This window comes from Vagococcus sp. WN80Y (assembly GCF_059621045.1).
Map to the genome: position 1 here is coordinate 24,718 of NZ_JCAQHY010000150.1, position 16,000 is coordinate 40,717.

Annotated in this window: 16 protein-coding genes; all 16 read right to left on the reverse strand. The window is 40.7% G+C overall.

Annotation, left to right across the window (positions count from 1 at the left end):
* Positions 1-107: 107 nt before the first annotated feature.
* The gene (locus AC5KOD_RS11020; RefSeq protein ID WP_496914611.1) at positions 108-512 is read right to left on the reverse strand and encodes a cupin domain-containing protein; all 405 of its coding nucleotides are present in this window, start codon (positions 510-512) and stop codon (positions 108-110) included.
* A gap of 33 nt (positions 513-545) precedes the next feature.
* Positions 546-1,373 carry a phosphoenolpyruvate hydrolase family protein gene (locus AC5KOD_RS11025; RefSeq protein WP_496914612.1) on the reverse strand — a complete coding sequence of 276 codons (828 nt, stop codon included), beginning with the start codon at positions 1,371-1,373 and terminating at the stop codon, positions 546-548.
* 16 nt (positions 1,374-1,389) lie between these two features.
* Positions 1,390-2,610 (reverse strand): Tm-1-like ATP-binding domain-containing protein, encoded by a 1,221-nt coding sequence (locus AC5KOD_RS11030; protein ID WP_496914613.1) that lies wholly within the window; start codon positions 2,608-2,610, stop codon positions 1,390-1,392.
* A gap of 113 nt (positions 2,611-2,723) precedes the next feature.
* Entirely contained in the window at positions 2,724-3,917 is a 1,194-nt protein-coding gene (locus AC5KOD_RS11035; protein WP_496914614.1) for a phosphoenolpyruvate hydrolase family protein, read from the reverse strand.
* A gap of 113 nt (positions 3,918-4,030) precedes the next feature.
* A complete protein-coding gene (locus AC5KOD_RS11040) occupies positions 4,031-5,212 on the reverse strand; it encodes an acetate/propionate family kinase (protein ID WP_496914615.1) in 1,182 nt (393 codons plus the stop codon).
* Positions 5,213-5,234: 22 nt separating this feature from the next.
* The gene (locus AC5KOD_RS11045) at positions 5,235-6,245 is read right to left on the reverse strand and encodes a class I SAM-dependent methyltransferase (protein WP_496914616.1); all 1,011 of its coding nucleotides are present in this window, start codon (positions 6,243-6,245) and stop codon (positions 5,235-5,237) included.
* Positions 6,246-6,474: 229 nt separating this feature from the next.
* Positions 6,475-7,131: an amino acid ABC transporter permease gene (locus AC5KOD_RS11050; protein WP_496914642.1), complete on the reverse strand. Its 657-nt coding sequence runs from the start codon at positions 7,129-7,131 to the stop codon at positions 6,475-6,477.
* A gap of 11 nt (positions 7,132-7,142) precedes the next feature.
* On the reverse strand, positions 7,143-7,991 hold the full coding sequence (locus tag AC5KOD_RS11055; RefSeq protein WP_496914617.1) for a transporter substrate-binding domain-containing protein: 849 nt from the start codon (positions 7,989-7,991) through the stop codon (positions 7,143-7,145).
* Positions 7,992-8,003: 12 nt separating this feature from the next.
* Positions 8,004-9,458 carry an amidase gene (locus tag AC5KOD_RS11060; RefSeq protein WP_496914618.1) on the reverse strand — a complete coding sequence of 485 codons (1,455 nt, stop codon included), beginning with the start codon at positions 9,456-9,458 and terminating at the stop codon, positions 8,004-8,006.
* A 505-nt stretch (positions 9,459-9,963) separates the two neighbouring features.
* A complete protein-coding gene (locus AC5KOD_RS11065) occupies positions 9,964-10,890 on the reverse strand; it encodes an SGNH/GDSL hydrolase family protein (RefSeq protein WP_496914619.1) in 927 nt (308 codons plus the stop codon).
* Between the two features lie 13 nt (positions 10,891-10,903).
* Positions 10,904-11,512: a DUF1054 family protein gene (locus tag AC5KOD_RS11070; RefSeq protein ID WP_496914643.1), complete on the reverse strand. Its 609-nt coding sequence runs from the start codon at positions 11,510-11,512 to the stop codon at positions 10,904-10,906.
* Between the two features lie 10 nt (positions 11,513-11,522).
* Positions 11,523-12,083, reverse strand: a complete 561-nt coding sequence (locus tag AC5KOD_RS11075; protein WP_496914620.1) for a GNAT family N-acetyltransferase — start codon at positions 12,081-12,083, stop codon at positions 11,523-11,525.
* A 160-nt stretch (positions 12,084-12,243) separates the two neighbouring features.
* Positions 12,244-13,206: a siderophore ABC transporter substrate-binding protein gene (locus tag AC5KOD_RS11080; RefSeq protein WP_496914621.1), complete on the reverse strand. Its 963-nt coding sequence runs from the start codon at positions 13,204-13,206 to the stop codon at positions 12,244-12,246.
* Between the two features lie 71 nt (positions 13,207-13,277).
* Positions 13,278-14,039: an iron ABC transporter ATP-binding protein gene (locus AC5KOD_RS11085; RefSeq protein WP_496914622.1), complete on the reverse strand. Its 762-nt coding sequence runs from the start codon at positions 14,037-14,039 to the stop codon at positions 13,278-13,280.
* The gene (gene fitB / locus AC5KOD_RS11090; protein ID WP_496914623.1) at positions 14,036-15,004 is read right to left on the reverse strand and encodes an iron chelate uptake ABC transporter family permease subunit FitB; all 969 of its coding nucleotides are present in this window, start codon (positions 15,002-15,004) and stop codon (positions 14,036-14,038) included. Before fitB ends, AC5KOD_RS11085 begins: the two co-directional genes overlap by 4 nt.
* On the reverse strand, positions 15,001-15,948 hold the full coding sequence (locus AC5KOD_RS11095; RefSeq protein WP_496914624.1) for an ABC transporter permease: 948 nt from the start codon (positions 15,946-15,948) through the stop codon (positions 15,001-15,003). The genes fitB and AC5KOD_RS11095 overlap by 4 nt, the downstream gene beginning before the upstream one ends.
* Positions 15,949-16,000 lie beyond the last annotated feature (52 nt).

Consider the following 16,000-nt stretch of genomic DNA (forward strand, 5'->3'; position numbering starts at 1 on the left):
AGACGAAAAAGCAGGGGCTGTGACATAAATCACGCTCCTGCTTTTTTTCACGTATGTTGTGCGATAAACGCGTTCCACTCTTTACTACGTTAAAACTAACAACCTTTTTATTTATCCTTAGCCAATACAAGTCGACAATTTGGATCTTCTCGCATCTCTTTTTCAGGTCCAGACTCTTGGTAAATTGCCAAAATTTCCATGTCATCTTCGCCATTATTAAGAGTCGAGTGATAGACACTAGCTGGTATGTGAACCAACTCACCTGCAACTACTTCTTTTTCAACTCTTCCTTCTGGCAGTTCCAACATCTGAATTCCCGTTCCTTTGAGGACGTATAAAACCTCTTCGATGCCCTCATGATTGTGGCGCTCATGTCCTTGGCCTGGCTTTAGTGTCACCAAACCAGTCGTCATACATGTCGAACCTGTCACATTAGGTTCTGATAACCACTCTAGTGTTCCCCAAGGAAATTCTTGGGCATCGACATCAGCAATCGTTACAAATCGTTTCATTTTTTTCGCCTCTTTCTCATTTAGTTAGTCCGTTTATTTAATTTGTTTGAATTTTTCGGTTTGTTCCCGAATACCTTTTTCAGCAGCAAAACGCTCAATACTAGAGGCACCAAAGAATCCATCTAACCCCTTCGCCTTTTCAATCACATATTGAGCATCCTCTGGCTCGGCAATTGGTCCCCCATGGCAAATGACCAAAATATCAGGATTGACTGCTCGTCCAGCCTCAATAATCTCATCAATTTTAGCCACACAATCATCTAAGGTCAATGCCGTTTTAGCACCAATTGTCCCCTTCGTAGTTAATCCCATATGCGCTACTAAAATATCTGCGCCCGCTTCTGCCATCTCACGCGCCTGTTCAGCATCAAAAACATAAGGCGTTGTTAATAACCCTAGCTCATGTGCTTGTCTAATCATCTCAACTTCCAAGCCATAACCCATATTTGTTTCTTCCAAGTTTTGACGGAAATTACCATCAATCAACCCAACTGTTGGAAAGTTTTGAACCCCACTAAAGCCTTGATCCTTTAACTGACGTAAATAAACTGACATCACACGGAATGGATCTGTCCCACAAACACCTGCCAACACAGGCGTCGTGTCTACCACTGGTAATACTTCTTGTCCCATCTCAACCACAATTTGATTGGCATCGCCATATGATAGTAAACCGGCCAATGACCCACGGCCTGCCATGCGGTAACGACCAGAATTATAGACAATAAGCATGTCAGCTCCTCCTGCCTCACTACTTTTAGCAGTAATCCCCGTTCCAGCTCCTACACCAACCAAGTATTCTCCCGCTTCTCTCGCTTGTCTAAAATCTGTCATAATTTCTTCTCTAGTTTGTGTGTTCATTGTAATTTCCCTCTTTCTATTTATCTGCTATTAAATCAATCAATTGTTGTGCAGCAAATTTGGCAAAGCTTGGATCATTAATCGCTTCTTCACGCTCTATTAACTTAACTTTATCTTGATCAAGTGTCGTTCGAATCGCTTCAAATAAACATCTATCTTCTTCTGGTCCGTAAAAAAGCTGCCCTTCTACATCAATGGCTGATAACCCCTTCAATGGTAAGATCAGTTCCGTCTTTCCTATAGATTGATTCAATTTTTCCGCAATCTGCTTACCAAACAACTCATTTTCCTCTTTCGTTGTCCGCATCAAGGTCACAGTTGGATTATGCTTATACAGCAAGCGATCATTGAATTCTTTTGGCACTGTCTCAAATGGTCCAAAATTGACCATATCTAAGGCTCCCACAGACACCACTTGCGGCACCCCTGTTAGTGCTGCTGCATCCAGACGAGACTGTCCGGCATTCAGCACACCACCAACAATTTCATCTGCCCATTCTGTCGTAGTTAAATCTAATACACCGTCAATAAAACCTGCAGAAATCAAGGCTTCCATTGTCTTTCCGCCACTCCCCGTCGCATGAAAAACAAGTACTTCGTAGCCTCGATCTTCCAAATACTCACGAGCAGTTGTCACAGCTGGTGTTGTCACACCAAACATCGTTGCGGCAATCAGCGGTTTTTTCTCCATATTGCTCTCTTTGCTTTCAAAACTTAGCATGCCAGCCATTGCAAAGACGGCATTAGTAAAGATTTGGGTAGAAATTGAATTCAAGCCTGAGACATCAACAATTGACGGCATCATGACAATATCACTCGTCCCAACATAAGGTGAAATATCTCCCGCTGCCATTGTCGAAACCATTAGCTTCGGTACACCAATTGGCAGTGCTTGCATTGCTGGGGCAACTAGTGACGTTCCACCCGAGCCGCCAAATGAAATAATACCATCAAACTTCCCTTCAGCAAATAATCTCGGAATCAATTGGCCCATCCCTTTAGCCAGCATTTCTGTCGCATAAGCGCGATCTTGACGAGACACTAGCTCTTCGACTGTCACCCCTCCTGCCAAGGCAACCTCTTGATTGCTAACATCAGGCTCAAAGTACGGAGGATATACCCCTGTATGAATTGTTAATGTTTGAATCCCTACATCATGAAATAACTTCCTGATAAAGACATACTCTTCTCCTTTAGTATCAAAGGTCCCAACTAATGCAACTGTTTTTTCGGACATGATAAAACCCCTTTCTGTCTTGACGAGCTATTGAACACTTCCCTTATACCCCTAATTATAAGAAAAAAACACTAATTGTAAACGTTTTTAATTCGTTTTCACTAGTGTTTATATTAGATCTTTTGTGCTTTATAGTCACTGGGAGACAGCCCCATATACCGTTTAAAAATTTTATTAAATTGGGCATAGTCTGTATAGCCCACTAAATTAGCGATTTCCTTCAATTTTAGTGGCGGATCTACGGTTAATAATTGGACAGCTTGATTCAAGCGATACTTTATTAAATAATCAGTGAAGGTTGAACCCGTTTTCTCCTTAAACAATGTGCTAAGATAACTACTAGAGATATGTGCAACCTTCGCTAAGTCCTCCAGTTGAATATCGCTACTGACATTTTGCTGAATGTATTTTTTTACAAACTCAACATAATCATAGTGCTTTTCAATCCCATCCAACATTTTTGACATTAAGCTACTCTCAACACTTTCTTGAATTTGCTTAAAATGCCTCGTCTTTTCGATCACTGCTTCAGCAGGCGTAATGCGATCAAAAGTAGACCCGCCAATATAACCATCTAATTCCGGTAAATTATTGTAAATATAATGACTATCAACCAGTTCATTGACTGGTCCACCATAAATCATCGTCATCACATTTTGACGAATCCCTCGACTCGCTGCAAAAATAGTCCGAGCTTGATTGATTACCGCTTCTAGTGTGATGACCTTCTTTGCTCCTAGCTTTCCCCCTTTAGTTAACCCGCAATGAAAGCAAATAACGTCTGCTCCTGCACGAGTCATTGCCTTTGCTTGGGTGTCATTAAAAACAAAAGCAAGGGTAAATAAATCCTGACGATGAGCCTCGGCAATTCCTAGCACTTCTTTTTCATATGAGGCTCCCTCTTCTTCCAGAGCTTCAGAAAATTGACCGTCTATTAAACCTACTGTTGGATAATTATTAACGCCTGAAAACCCCGTTTCCTTGATGGAGGCAATAAATGATGGTAAATCAATTAAAGGATCGGTCGCATTTAAGCCAAAGATAATAGGCAAATCTGGCAACAGTGGCAACAGCTCCTTAGAAGCAAACCGTAAGACTTCTTGGTTACTATTTTCAAAGGGAAGAAAACCAGCTAGGGAACTTCTGCCCATAGTTCGGAAACGCCCTGAATTAAGTGCTAGTATAAAATCAGCGCCACCTCTACTTGCTTGACTAGCCATCATTCCCGAACCAGTCGAAACGCCTAAAAGGTGGCGATCATTGCGTAACTCTCGCCGCAGTCGCTTTAAGATATCCTGACGATTCATGCCATCTCTCCCTTTCTTTTCTCTGCTCTTTTTTAGTATAAGCCTCCGTTAGATAAATTTAAAGAAAAAAAATCCCATTTTGATTTTAGATAATCAAAACGGGACTAACTATTTTATTTTAAAGCTTCAACATCACGAGCAATCATCACTTCTTCATCTGTTGGAATTAATAACACTTTCACCTTAGAATCATCCGTTGAAATTACACGTTGATCGCCACGAACATTGTTTTTCTCATCGTCAATTTCACAACCAAACCATGTCATGCCATTGATGATTGATTTACGCATGTTAACATCATTTTCACCAATACCAGCTGTGAAGACAATCGCATCCACACCATTCATCACTGTTACATAGCTACCAATGTATTTGCGAACACGGTCAGCAAATATTTTAAGCGCTAATTGAGCTTCTGGTTTTTCTGAGTTTTCCAAGTCACGCATGTCACTTGAAATTCCTGAAAGACCTGTTAAACCAGATTTTTGATTTAAGATATCGATCATGTCTTTAATATCAGTTAGGCCTAATTTATTCATTAAATAAGGAAGTAATGATGGGTCAATATCACCTGAACGAGTTCCCATTGTCACACCAGCAAGCGGCGTGAAGCCCATAGATGTATCAACAGATTTACCGCCATCAACCGCTGTGATTGAGGCACCATTTCCTAAATGACACGTAATAATTTTTACCTCTTCGATTGGTTTACCCAACATCTCAGCCGCTTTTTCAGATACATAACGGTGGCTAGTTCCGTGAGCGCCATATTTACGTGCTTGATATTTTTCATAGTATTCCATTGGAATGCTGTAAAGGTAGTTAACCTCTGGCATTGTTGTATGGAAAGAAGTATCAAAAACAGCCACATTAACTGTTTTTGGCAATAATTTTTGAATAACACGAACAACTGCCGCTTCAGCAGGGTTGTGTAGTGGCGCAAATTCTGCTAATTCATCAATTAATTTTAATGCTTCGTCATCAATTAGAGCAGACTCTTTAAAGTGCTCACCACCAGCCACGACACGGTGACCAGCTCCTGTAATTTCATCAAATGAACTGATGATGTTAAGTTCAGTCATCTTTTCTAATAGCATGTTAATCGCAAATTCATGATCGTTAATATCTAGAACTTCATTAAATTTTTGGCCCTCACCGTATTTAATTGTGAAGATAGAATCATTTAACCCAATTCGTTCAACGATCCCTGATGCGATGACGTCTTCTTGTGGCATTTCGAATAATTGCCATTTTAAACTTGAACTACCTGCGTTGATTGCAATTGTTTTTGACATTGTTTGACTGAACTCCTTCTAATTAACTTATATTTTTGGCTTTCCACGTACTAAACTGTTTAAAAAATTGTTGAAGCTGTTCGCCGTTTTTAAGTGACGGCACACTTGCTAACAAAACTTCTTTGGCTTGACGACTATTTTCGCCATGATTTTGGATAATAATGATCGACTTTTGTGAGTGTTTGGCTTTAAATAGACTATCTGGTAAGTGTAAAATCCCTTGTAAATAGACTTTTTCTGTTAGCCATTTTTTTAATTCTGCTGCTTGCTCACTCTCTAAAAAGTCTCTGGGAACTAAGAATAGCCCATAACCATTTTCTTTGACATAGGTCATGCTCTGCTCCATCAATAGATGATGAGCATACGAATGACCTTCGCTGGTTCCTGTAACAAATTTTTGAGCTTGGTCATCGTTGGGATAAAAACCAACGGGTAAATCTGCCACTGCCACATCAGCAGGCGTCACTAACAAATGCTGTAAGCTGTCTTGATGGAATAACTGTAGCGGTGTTTCAAACCACTGCGCATTGACTGCCGCAATCGCTAAAAGCGCATCATCCACATCTACCCCAGTCCCACTCACCTCATAGCCTGACTCTCGCAAACTCAGCATGATGGTTTGAATTAAATTTCCCATACCGACAGTTAGATCGTTAATGGCAAGAGCTGTCCGCCCCTCTCCAACTAACGCTTCAACTAGATAAACGAATAAAAAACCTAACGCATCAGGTGTCAATTGATGATTGGGCTGTAAAGGCTCAGCCATCGTTCCCTTCAATAAAAGAAGCTGACTCACCTTTCGCTTTTCTTCACCGCTTAACTCTAGTTGTTGAAACGCACGGTAATTCGCTTCAATCTGGCTCTTTGTTTCCTCATCTGGCACCTGTTCGAGCACTCGTACTTGATACCCATCGTTCATATTTTCACCATTCTCGATATAGGCGTCAATAAACGGAACCTCTAGAGCTGTTTGAAGCAATTTGATCGACGTTTCAAGTAATTGAAAGCCTGTTTCAATTTTATTTTGAGGCATTCTGTCACTTCTTTTCTCTCTTAAATATAACAATTTGCGTACCTCTTTCATTCTATCGAAAAAAGCTCACAGATTCAAGGGTTTTAGCTCTTTTAATCAAGTTTACTTCAAAGTTTGTTAGCGAATTTTTTCACAAAAAATGAAACACTTATTCGGCTTTGTTTTTTTGCTCATTGTAAGGAGAAGAAAAAATCATTTTGCTCCGAGTACTCTCGACACAAAACGATTTTTACATATAATGTTCATAACGTTTTTCTACTTGCTGTTGAATTTGACCAATCACTAAGCAAAGTCCCCAGTAAATAAGAGCTACCAACACATATAAACTCATATAATCAAACTCTCGGCCACCTACAATCTTAGCCTTTTGAAATATTTCTGGAACAGTAATCGTCGCAGCCAGCGCTGTTCCTTTAACTAAATCCATGGCAACATTACCTAATGAAGGAATCGCAATACGAAAGGCCTGAGGTAAGATGATCTTGCTCATAATCTTGATAAATGGCAGTCCCAATGCTCTAGCAGCATCCCATTGCCCGCTATCTACCCCACTAATGGCGCCACGATAAATTTCAGTTAAAAAGGCACTACTTGTTAGTGTAAAGCAGATGATAACAGCTGTCGTCGCACTGAGCTGATAGGGAAGGCCAAAATACAATATAAACAATAAAACTAGGGCTGGAACTCCCCGCAAAAAAGAAATATAGAAACGTAAAATCCCTTGCAATAGACGACTTGGCAACTGCCCTAAAATGGTCAATAAAATCCCTAAAGCATTCCCAAAAATAAAACTAGCTAAACTTAATCCTAAGGTATAGGGCAGTCCTTGCAAAATAAAGGGCAAGGACTCCACCATTAACTTGAAATTAAGCTGAGGAATGTACAACTGTCCCTCCATTAATCAACGCTCACCTTTCGGTCCACTTTAACATCAGGCTCCACTGACACATCTGTCCCAAAAAAAGTTTCTGCTAGTTCTTTCAACTTACCATCTGTTTGCATCTCAACAATAATTTGATCGATTTTTTCCCGCAAAGCCACATCTTTTTTATTGTATAATAAGCCCGAAGTCGACGCGTTGAAATAAACATCCTCCAAAATTTTAACCGGAATGTCTGGCAAAGCTCCAACAGACATTTTTTGTAAATAATAATCATTTAAAATAACATCCGTCCGACCATTCGCAACATCAGTCAAATACTGATCATTGGTCGCATTATCATAGCTAACTAACTCTGCTCCAAATTTTTCTGCAATTTTCATGTAACCTGTCGTAGCTTCTCCTGCTGCTTTTTTGCCTTTCAAGTCCTCTAAAGAGCTAATTCCAGAATTATCACTTTTCCGCACAATCATACTATCAAATGAGTATTTTAACGGCAACGATAACGCAAAATTTTTAGCTCGCGCCTTTGATAAAGACAAATCATTGGCAATTAGATCCGTTGTCCCATTCTTTAGAGAAGCAATGGTCCCATCAATATTGTATTCCTTGAACTCAATATCTAGGCCTAAGCGCTTGGCTATTTCTCGCGACACTTCAACAGAATAGCCCGTCAACTCATTTTTATCATCATAGTACGACGCTGGAAATAAGGTACCAGAAGTCGCTACAACTAATTTATCGGCTTTTTCAACCTTAGCCCAACTGTTATCACCACTTGTTTCTTTAGCTGCTGGTTTCCCACACGCCCCTATTACCAAAATCACTGCTAGTAAACTGACTAACCCACTAAATTTTTTAATCATTTCTCCCCATCCTTACTCTCTATAATAAGCAGGCACAATTAACTGTTGTGCCTCCTCAAATTCTTTTCCTAAGCGAAACAGAATATCTTCTCGACTTTTAGATGCCATTAACTGGCAGCCAATTGGCAAACCATTCGCAGCGACATATGTCGGTAAACTAATGCTTGGCTGTCCCGTTAAATTAGCCAACTGAGTATACGGCGTCACCTCCAAGCTCTTAGCAAACATCTCATAAACCAACTCTTTCAACTCGCTCTGATTAAGAAACTCAGCCTGATCCAATCCTTGGCGAATGCTGTCACTCTGTAAGTCTGTCGCTATACTTGGCGCTGTGTCCGTCGCAGTAGGTGACAGGAACGCATCATAGGACTCAAACAATGTTTCCATCACATAAGCTGCCTGATCCCATAACTGCAGAGACTGAACATAGGCACCTGCTTTAATTTGTTTGCCATACTGATAAATTGCCCATGTCATTGGCTCCATGTCTTCCTTTGTCAACGAGCGCCCTAGAGTCGCTTCAATCTCGGCCATCATCGTCACCGTCTCAGCCCCATTCATCTCATAGTAGCTTTCGATCAATTGCTGTCCATCTACAGGATAAGCCACCTCAACCACATCATGACCTCCCTTCGCCAAAAAGCTCACCGCGGTCTCTAAAGCCATTCGAGCATCTTCTGACACCCTCCCTTTGATTGGTGAATCTAGACAATAGGCAATCCGCAGAGGACGCTCTCGGCTCTCATTAATTAAAGCATAAGCTGGCGCTTGATAAGGTGACGCTTTAGGTGTTCCTCGCAATCCGTAAAATAATTGCTCCGTATCACGCATCGAGACTGTCAAGGCAAAATTAATCGAAGCTCCTTGCCAATCTCGCCAGCCATTCGGCCCCGTTGGCATACTTCCACGCGTTGGCTTCAATCCAATCAAGCCAGAAAAGCTAGCTGGAATTCGAATTGAGCCTCCGCCATCGCTTGCTCCGACAATCGGAAACATCCCACTAGCCAATGCTGTTGCAGCACCTCCACTTGATCCCCCTGCATGATATTCCTGATTCCAAGCGTTTTTGGTGATGCCATATAAATGAGGATCAGTCACATTTTTAAACCCAAATTCGGGGGCATTCGTCCTCCCCAAGGGAATAAATCCCATTCGCTCTAATCCTTTAACAAAATTATCGGTTACTTCTGATTTATGCGTCGAAAAAAGACGAGACGCTGACGTAGCGCCCATACCTTGTTTATTTTGACCTAACATTTTTAACGCAATTGGTACACCAAAAAAAGGGCCCTCTTCTCGCCCTTTTCGCGAGTCTAGCTCAACCAATGCACTTGCCTGATCTAATTCTACAACCGCATTCAATGCTGGATTCAACTCTCTCACACGGTGAGTCGTCTCCTCAATCAACTCTTTTGGTGATAGATGTTTATCGCGAATTGCCTGTGCCCAATAACTAGCGTCCTTCATTACAACTCTAACCCCTTCCTCTAAGCCTCTTCATAACGCCTTACTTTTGAGAGCGTCAATCAAAAAAGTATAGCACTCCCCTTGCAAAAGAACCATTGTCCAATTCGAGAATAAGGAACTGGCCACTAGCTACTTTTCGCTCCTAACAACAAATCCCCACCCAACACACTTTTGAACGCTCGTACCCTAACTTACAGATACAAAATTGTCTTTATACCGAACTTTCCCTCAGAACATAACAAAAAGGGGCTGCGACATAAGTCACTCCCCAGTTTTATTTCACGTATATTGTTCGATAAACCCGTTCCAAAAGTCTGCTCACTACATTTTACTACGCTTCGTTGTCCTAAACTACTTCACTATGTTACGATCACATTAACTTCTATGTGCTAAAGCACTAAGAGTTGCCATGATTCTTAGCAGGTTACTGTTTAGAGATAAGAGGCATCAAAGTTTACGTAGCGCTCGGAGCAAAACAACTTTTGTCACAGCTCTCTCTACTATTCTACTCATCAGCCGCTTCAATCACTTCTACCATCCGCTTACCAATCAAGGCCATGCCGTCACTATTCGGATGCAATTTATCATATAAATACTGATCATGATTCTCTTGTGTAATGCCTGAATTACGCCATAAATCATCTGCTGGCAGGTCATAACTCTTAGCAACTGCCATAATTCCTGAGACCGCCGCTTCCATATTAGCTTGAATCGCTAGATTATCACTTCGTTCAATCGGTGTAAAAACAAAAATTTTGCAGGCCTGATTATTCTGCTTGATATAATCAATAATGCCACGTAAACCACCAAGAGTTGTTTTTATATTAGAATCTGTCGCTTTCCCCAGAGGATAGCCACTACCGCGCCCAACGTCATTAGTCCCACCGAACAATGTCACAACATCGATTGACTTAAAATCAACCTTATCAGTGACAATCTTGTCATAAATAGAGGCATGTAGACTGCTCACAATCTTCTTATCATACAGCGCATAAGTTGCCCCACTATAGCCATAATTAACAACTGTCGCTCCCTGCTCACGAAAAGCCTCTTGATACCCAATCACTTTCCCAACATTAGAAACCGTCTTACCATCTAATTCCGTAATTGAATCACCAATCACAGCGACTTTTTTGCCCTCTAAAAACGGGCGCTTGCTCACCTCTATCGCCTTCACCTGTTCACTGACTAGCCTCTGCCCGTCCTTGGTTAATTCTTTTACAACCGTCAAAAGCCCCTGTGATTGCGCTTCTTTCGCTGGTGAAGGAAGAACTATCACCACTCCTATAGCCAAAACAGTCGTTGCCATCAGTAACCCTCCACGAATCAGGACCGGGCGTTTCACCTTACGACTAAAGAAAAGAATCAGAATATCTATCAAACGTACCGCAATCAACACCACTATTATTTTTTCCAAACTCATTACTGTCATTCCTCCAACTACCTTAACTTAATTGACGAGCTAGCTGGTATGAAGGCGCTAATCGTTTATAAGTTTCTAACATATACTCGCGAGCAGCTTTTGGTGACTTTAGTAGTGGGTCACCTTTTATAAGCACTCGACCAATCTGAAATTCACCTTTTTTCACATCACGCCAACGCGTCAATCCTGCAACTAAGTCAGCTTCCTTTAACGGCTGATAATTATTAACGGTGTGATCCAGGTTAATCATAAACTCTTCTGTTAACTCTTCAAACAACTCAGGATGCTCAATAAACACCTGTGCCATGGCTTTTTCATTCTGTGGATTATCAATAAAAGACAACCACATCACAATATAATTTTCGTTAATTCCCAAAGTAAAATGAGGATACTTTTTATAACCACGCTTGTCTCCGCCCATCGCACTCCAAGTAAAATCAGGCGCATTAGCGGTTCGACGACGATGCTGAGCAATATGAACAATCAATTCTTCCCCTAAAAGAGGCGCCAATTCCTTAACAAAATAATCATCTAGCTCTTGAAAAACAGGTTGAATTCTGTCACGAATAACAGTCATCCGTTCATCCAATCCCGCCACCTTAAACGCATCAAATTCTTTTTTTCGAAACATTTTTACCATCTTATTTCTCCTGCCCTTTACGGTACTCCTTCTTAGTGATGCCATAGATAACGTTCGTTACGACGTCTCCTTTAAAGATAGCACACTCTTTTAAGACCCCTTCTTTTTCCATTCCTAGCTTTTCCATCACTCGACCTGATGCTGGGTTAAGACTATTATGAATCGCTGTGACGCGATTTAGTTTCAACTTTTCAAAAGCTAGCCAAATTAATTTTTCACCTGCTTCTGTCGTATATCCCTGTCCCCAATAGGCCCTATTTAGCGTATATCCCATCTCCGCCGCACAATTTGACTCGTCGACGCGCAAATCAATCGTCCCGATCAGTCGTTGATTCTCCTTCAAACAGATTCCATATTTCCCCAATGGGCTACTCAAAAAATAAATCGCCAAATTTTCCCGTGTATCCTCCAAGGAAGCATGTGTCTCAAAAACAAATCGAATTGTTTCCTCATCAGATGCATAGTCATACATGTCCTCTGCATCAGCCAAGGTAACCGGACGTAATAATAATCGCTCTGTTTCTAATACAGTTGTTTCTGCCAAAACCAATTGATAACTCATCAGCTCGCCCCCCTTTCTAACCTATTAGTCAAATTAGTATCTTCTATAATAACATAATTCAACTAAAAGAAAAAAGCCTAGGACAAGAAAAGAGGGGAAATCAAAAGCAATAAATACTTTTGACTCCCCCTCTTAAACTGAATAAACAGCCTTATTCTGCTTAATTAAATGCCGCTTGAACATCCTTCAGCATCAATTCAGTACATTCAATCCCACCACCTGATAAATACCACACATCAGCTGTCAACGGAATAATCTTGTTATTTTTCCCAGCATTAGTTTGCGCAACTAACTCATTTTTTGCCACATCGTTGTTGGCATCATCGCCACCGATAGCCTTCGTACGATCAATCACAAAAATAACATCTGGATTTTTTTCTAGCACGTATTCAAATGAAGCAGACTGACCATGTGTAGAAGCATCAATTTCAGTATCAACCGGCTCAAAACCAAAGGTATCATGAATAATACCAAAACGAGAACCTTCGCCGTAAGCAGATAGTTGCCCTTCATTAACTAAGGTCACCAATGTTTTTAGCTTGCTAGCCTCAGCCTTTTCCTTAACCTCAGCGATTTCTTTTTCCAGCTGAGCAATCTTTTCTTTGGCAGCCTCTTCTTCACCAAAAACGGTCGCAAGGGTTTCGATATTCGTTTTAGTTGAATTCCATGTATCCGTGCTATCAACAGATAAATAAAGTGTTGGTGCAATAGCTGATAAATCCTTTTTGAAGTCTTCTTGGCGCCCAGAAATGATGATCAAATCAGGTTGCAATTCATTAATTTTTTCCAAATCAGGTTCCTTGATCCCACCAGCAGATTCAACCTCAGCAAATTGATCTAGGTACGCTGGCAAATTCTTTGTCGGCACACCTACAACTGCATCACCTTTGCCTAAGCTATTGATCGTATCTAGTGAGCCCATGTCAAAAACGACCACTTTTTTCGGATTAACAGGTACTTCAACCTCTCCATCAGAATCCTTAACCGTTAATACCGTTGCCTTCTCTACCTTACTTGACGATGCCGCTGTTTGTTCCTTATCAGCTTTTGTTGAGTTGCCACAACCAGCCAATACCAACATCCCTATTGCCAAAACACCCAAAATCTTAACACTTTTTTTCATTCCTATTTCCCACTTTCTATTCCTAGCCAGCCACAATTAACTGACCCTTTTTTTAATTTTTATTCCCAATATTATTCATTGAAGTACAAACAGAATCGCTTGCCTTCCATCACACACACTCGAATATTCATTTCATACAGACTATCTAAAACGTCTTTTTGAATGACTTCGTCAGTTAATCCCCGACGGAAAATTTTTCCTGCCTTCATTGCCACAATCTCATCCGCATAGCTGGCAGCAAAATTAATGTCATGTAAAACAATCACAACGGTCTTACCATGTTCATCAACTAAGCGTCGCAGAGTTTTCATCATTTGTACCGCATAATTCATATCCAAATTATTCAACGGCTCATCCAATAAAATATAATCCGTATCCTGAGCAAACACCATTGCAATATACGCTCTCTGAAGCTGACCACCTGACAAAGTATCAATCGGCTCATGCTGTAGCTCTACTAAGCCGAGATAGCTCAGCGCTTCATCTATTTTAGCCTGATCTACCGCCCCTAAGCGCCCCTTACTGTAAGGGAAACGACCAAACGCCACTAGTTCACGAACCGTAATTTTCAAGCTAACTGAATTAGCTTGCTTAAGAATCGACAGTTTTTTTGCCAACTCATTTTGCTTCCAAGACTTAACTTCACCGCCATCTAGATAGATTTCTCCGGCATCCTTATCAACAAGCCGACTCATCATTGAAAGCAGCGTGCTTTTCCCCGCCCCGTTAGGCCCGATAAAGGCGGTCAATTTGCCTTCTGTAATCGGTAAATCAACTTCGACTACTACTGGCTTTTTCCCATAATTCTTGGAGACCTTATCTAGTTCCATCATGACTCATTCTTCCTTTCAGCAAGTATTTTCCCAACAAAATAAACACCACCGATAAATTCGATAACCACACTCATAGTTGTGTTCCATTTGAAAACTTGTTCCACAAAAAACTGACCGACAATCAACAACAGAATGCCTAAAAGACTACTGGCAATAAATAACGTCCGATGCCTAAAGGTTCCCATAAATTGATAGGTTAAATTGGCAACGATAAATCCCAAAAAGGTTACTGGTCCAACCAGAGCTGTCGAAAGGGCGACTAATAAACTAATAGCCAACAACAATCGAATTTGAAACTTACCAACATCAATGCCTAAATTCATTGCCTTCTCTTTTCCCAAATGCAGCACATCTAACTTATGAGCGGCTTGCCATAAATAAAGAATCGCAACAGCCATTAAAACTCCAGCTAGCTGTAAGAGCGAGACATCGACATTTCCAAAACTGGCAAACAACTTCCCTTGGAGCTTATCGTACTCATTAGGATCTAATAGCACTTGTAAAAAGGTACTAGCACTACTAAAGAAGGTTCCTAGAACCATGCCAATCATCAACAATAAATATAAATTCTGATCGCCCTTCTTCAGTAAGAAGAAAAAGAGGACAGTGCTTAACCCAACCATTAATAGTACATTGAAGCCAAACAAGGCATAATGACTTTGAAATAGCTGTCCTGTCCAACCGACAAAGAAAAATAACAAGGTCTGAATCAGGATGTAAAGAGAGTCGAAGCCCAAAATACTAGGCGTTAAAAAGTGATTATGAGTCACCGTTTGAAACGTAATCGTTGAAAAACTTGTGGCAATACCAACAAATACAAATGCCAGTAACTTCTTGCCACGTAAACGTAAAGCAAACTCCCAATTTCCATATGTATTAAAGGTAAGAAACAGCCATGTAAAAATAACAACTGCCACCGCTAAAACCAGTAGTCTCACCCAACGTTTGTGCCACACTCTTGTCATTTTTTTGCCCCCCTTAATAGCAGAACAATAAAAATCACACTGCCAACTACGCCCACAATCAGACTGACTGGCACCTCATATGGCTGAATAACGACGCGAGAAATGATGTCACAGATAACTAAGAATATACTCCCCGCACTCGCAGCTACCCACAGAGTTTGCTTCATTTGATCGCCATAAAAAAGAGACACAATATTGGGAATCACCACTCCTAAAAATGGCAGGCCACCAATTGTCACCAAAATAATACTACTCGCCAAAGAAACGATTGCTAAACCGAACATCTGAACCACTTGATAATTCACGCCAAGACCTGTTGCTAAATCCTTGCCCATCCCCGCGATTGTAAAATGATAAGCAAAAAGATAAGCTAAAATCAACAACGGTACCGTCACATAAATTAACTCATAGCCTCCGCGAGTAATAGTAGCAAAATTCCCCTGTAGCCAAGAAGACATGTTCTGAACAAGTTGCAACTGATAAGCGAAGAACGTCACCACTGACCCGACAATATTCCCAAACATCAAACCAATCAACGGCACCATCACTTGATTTTTTTGTGGCAAACGTTGAATCAATTGAATAAATAGCATCGTTCCTAAAAAAGCAAAAACAAAAGCCACAAATGAACGACTGATAGTTGAACCATTAGGGAAAAAAACCATCGCAATTAAAATACCTAAACGAGCACTATCCATCGTACCTGCTGTTGTAGGCGAAACAAATTTATTTTGAGTCAAGTGCTGCATGATTAAACCGCAAACACTACTAGTTGCCCCTGCAATAATTAAGCTAACTGTCCGCGGCACTCGCGTACTCCATAACACTAATTTTTGAGTATCAGTTAACGTAAACACATCACTTATTGAGATACTTTGAACGCCAATAAATAGCGAGCTGAGTGCCACAATTATCAAAATAATAAGAAGCATTCCTTTTTTCAACAATGTAACACCCCTTTTAATTGAGAATGATTTTCACTCTCAATAATCAGTG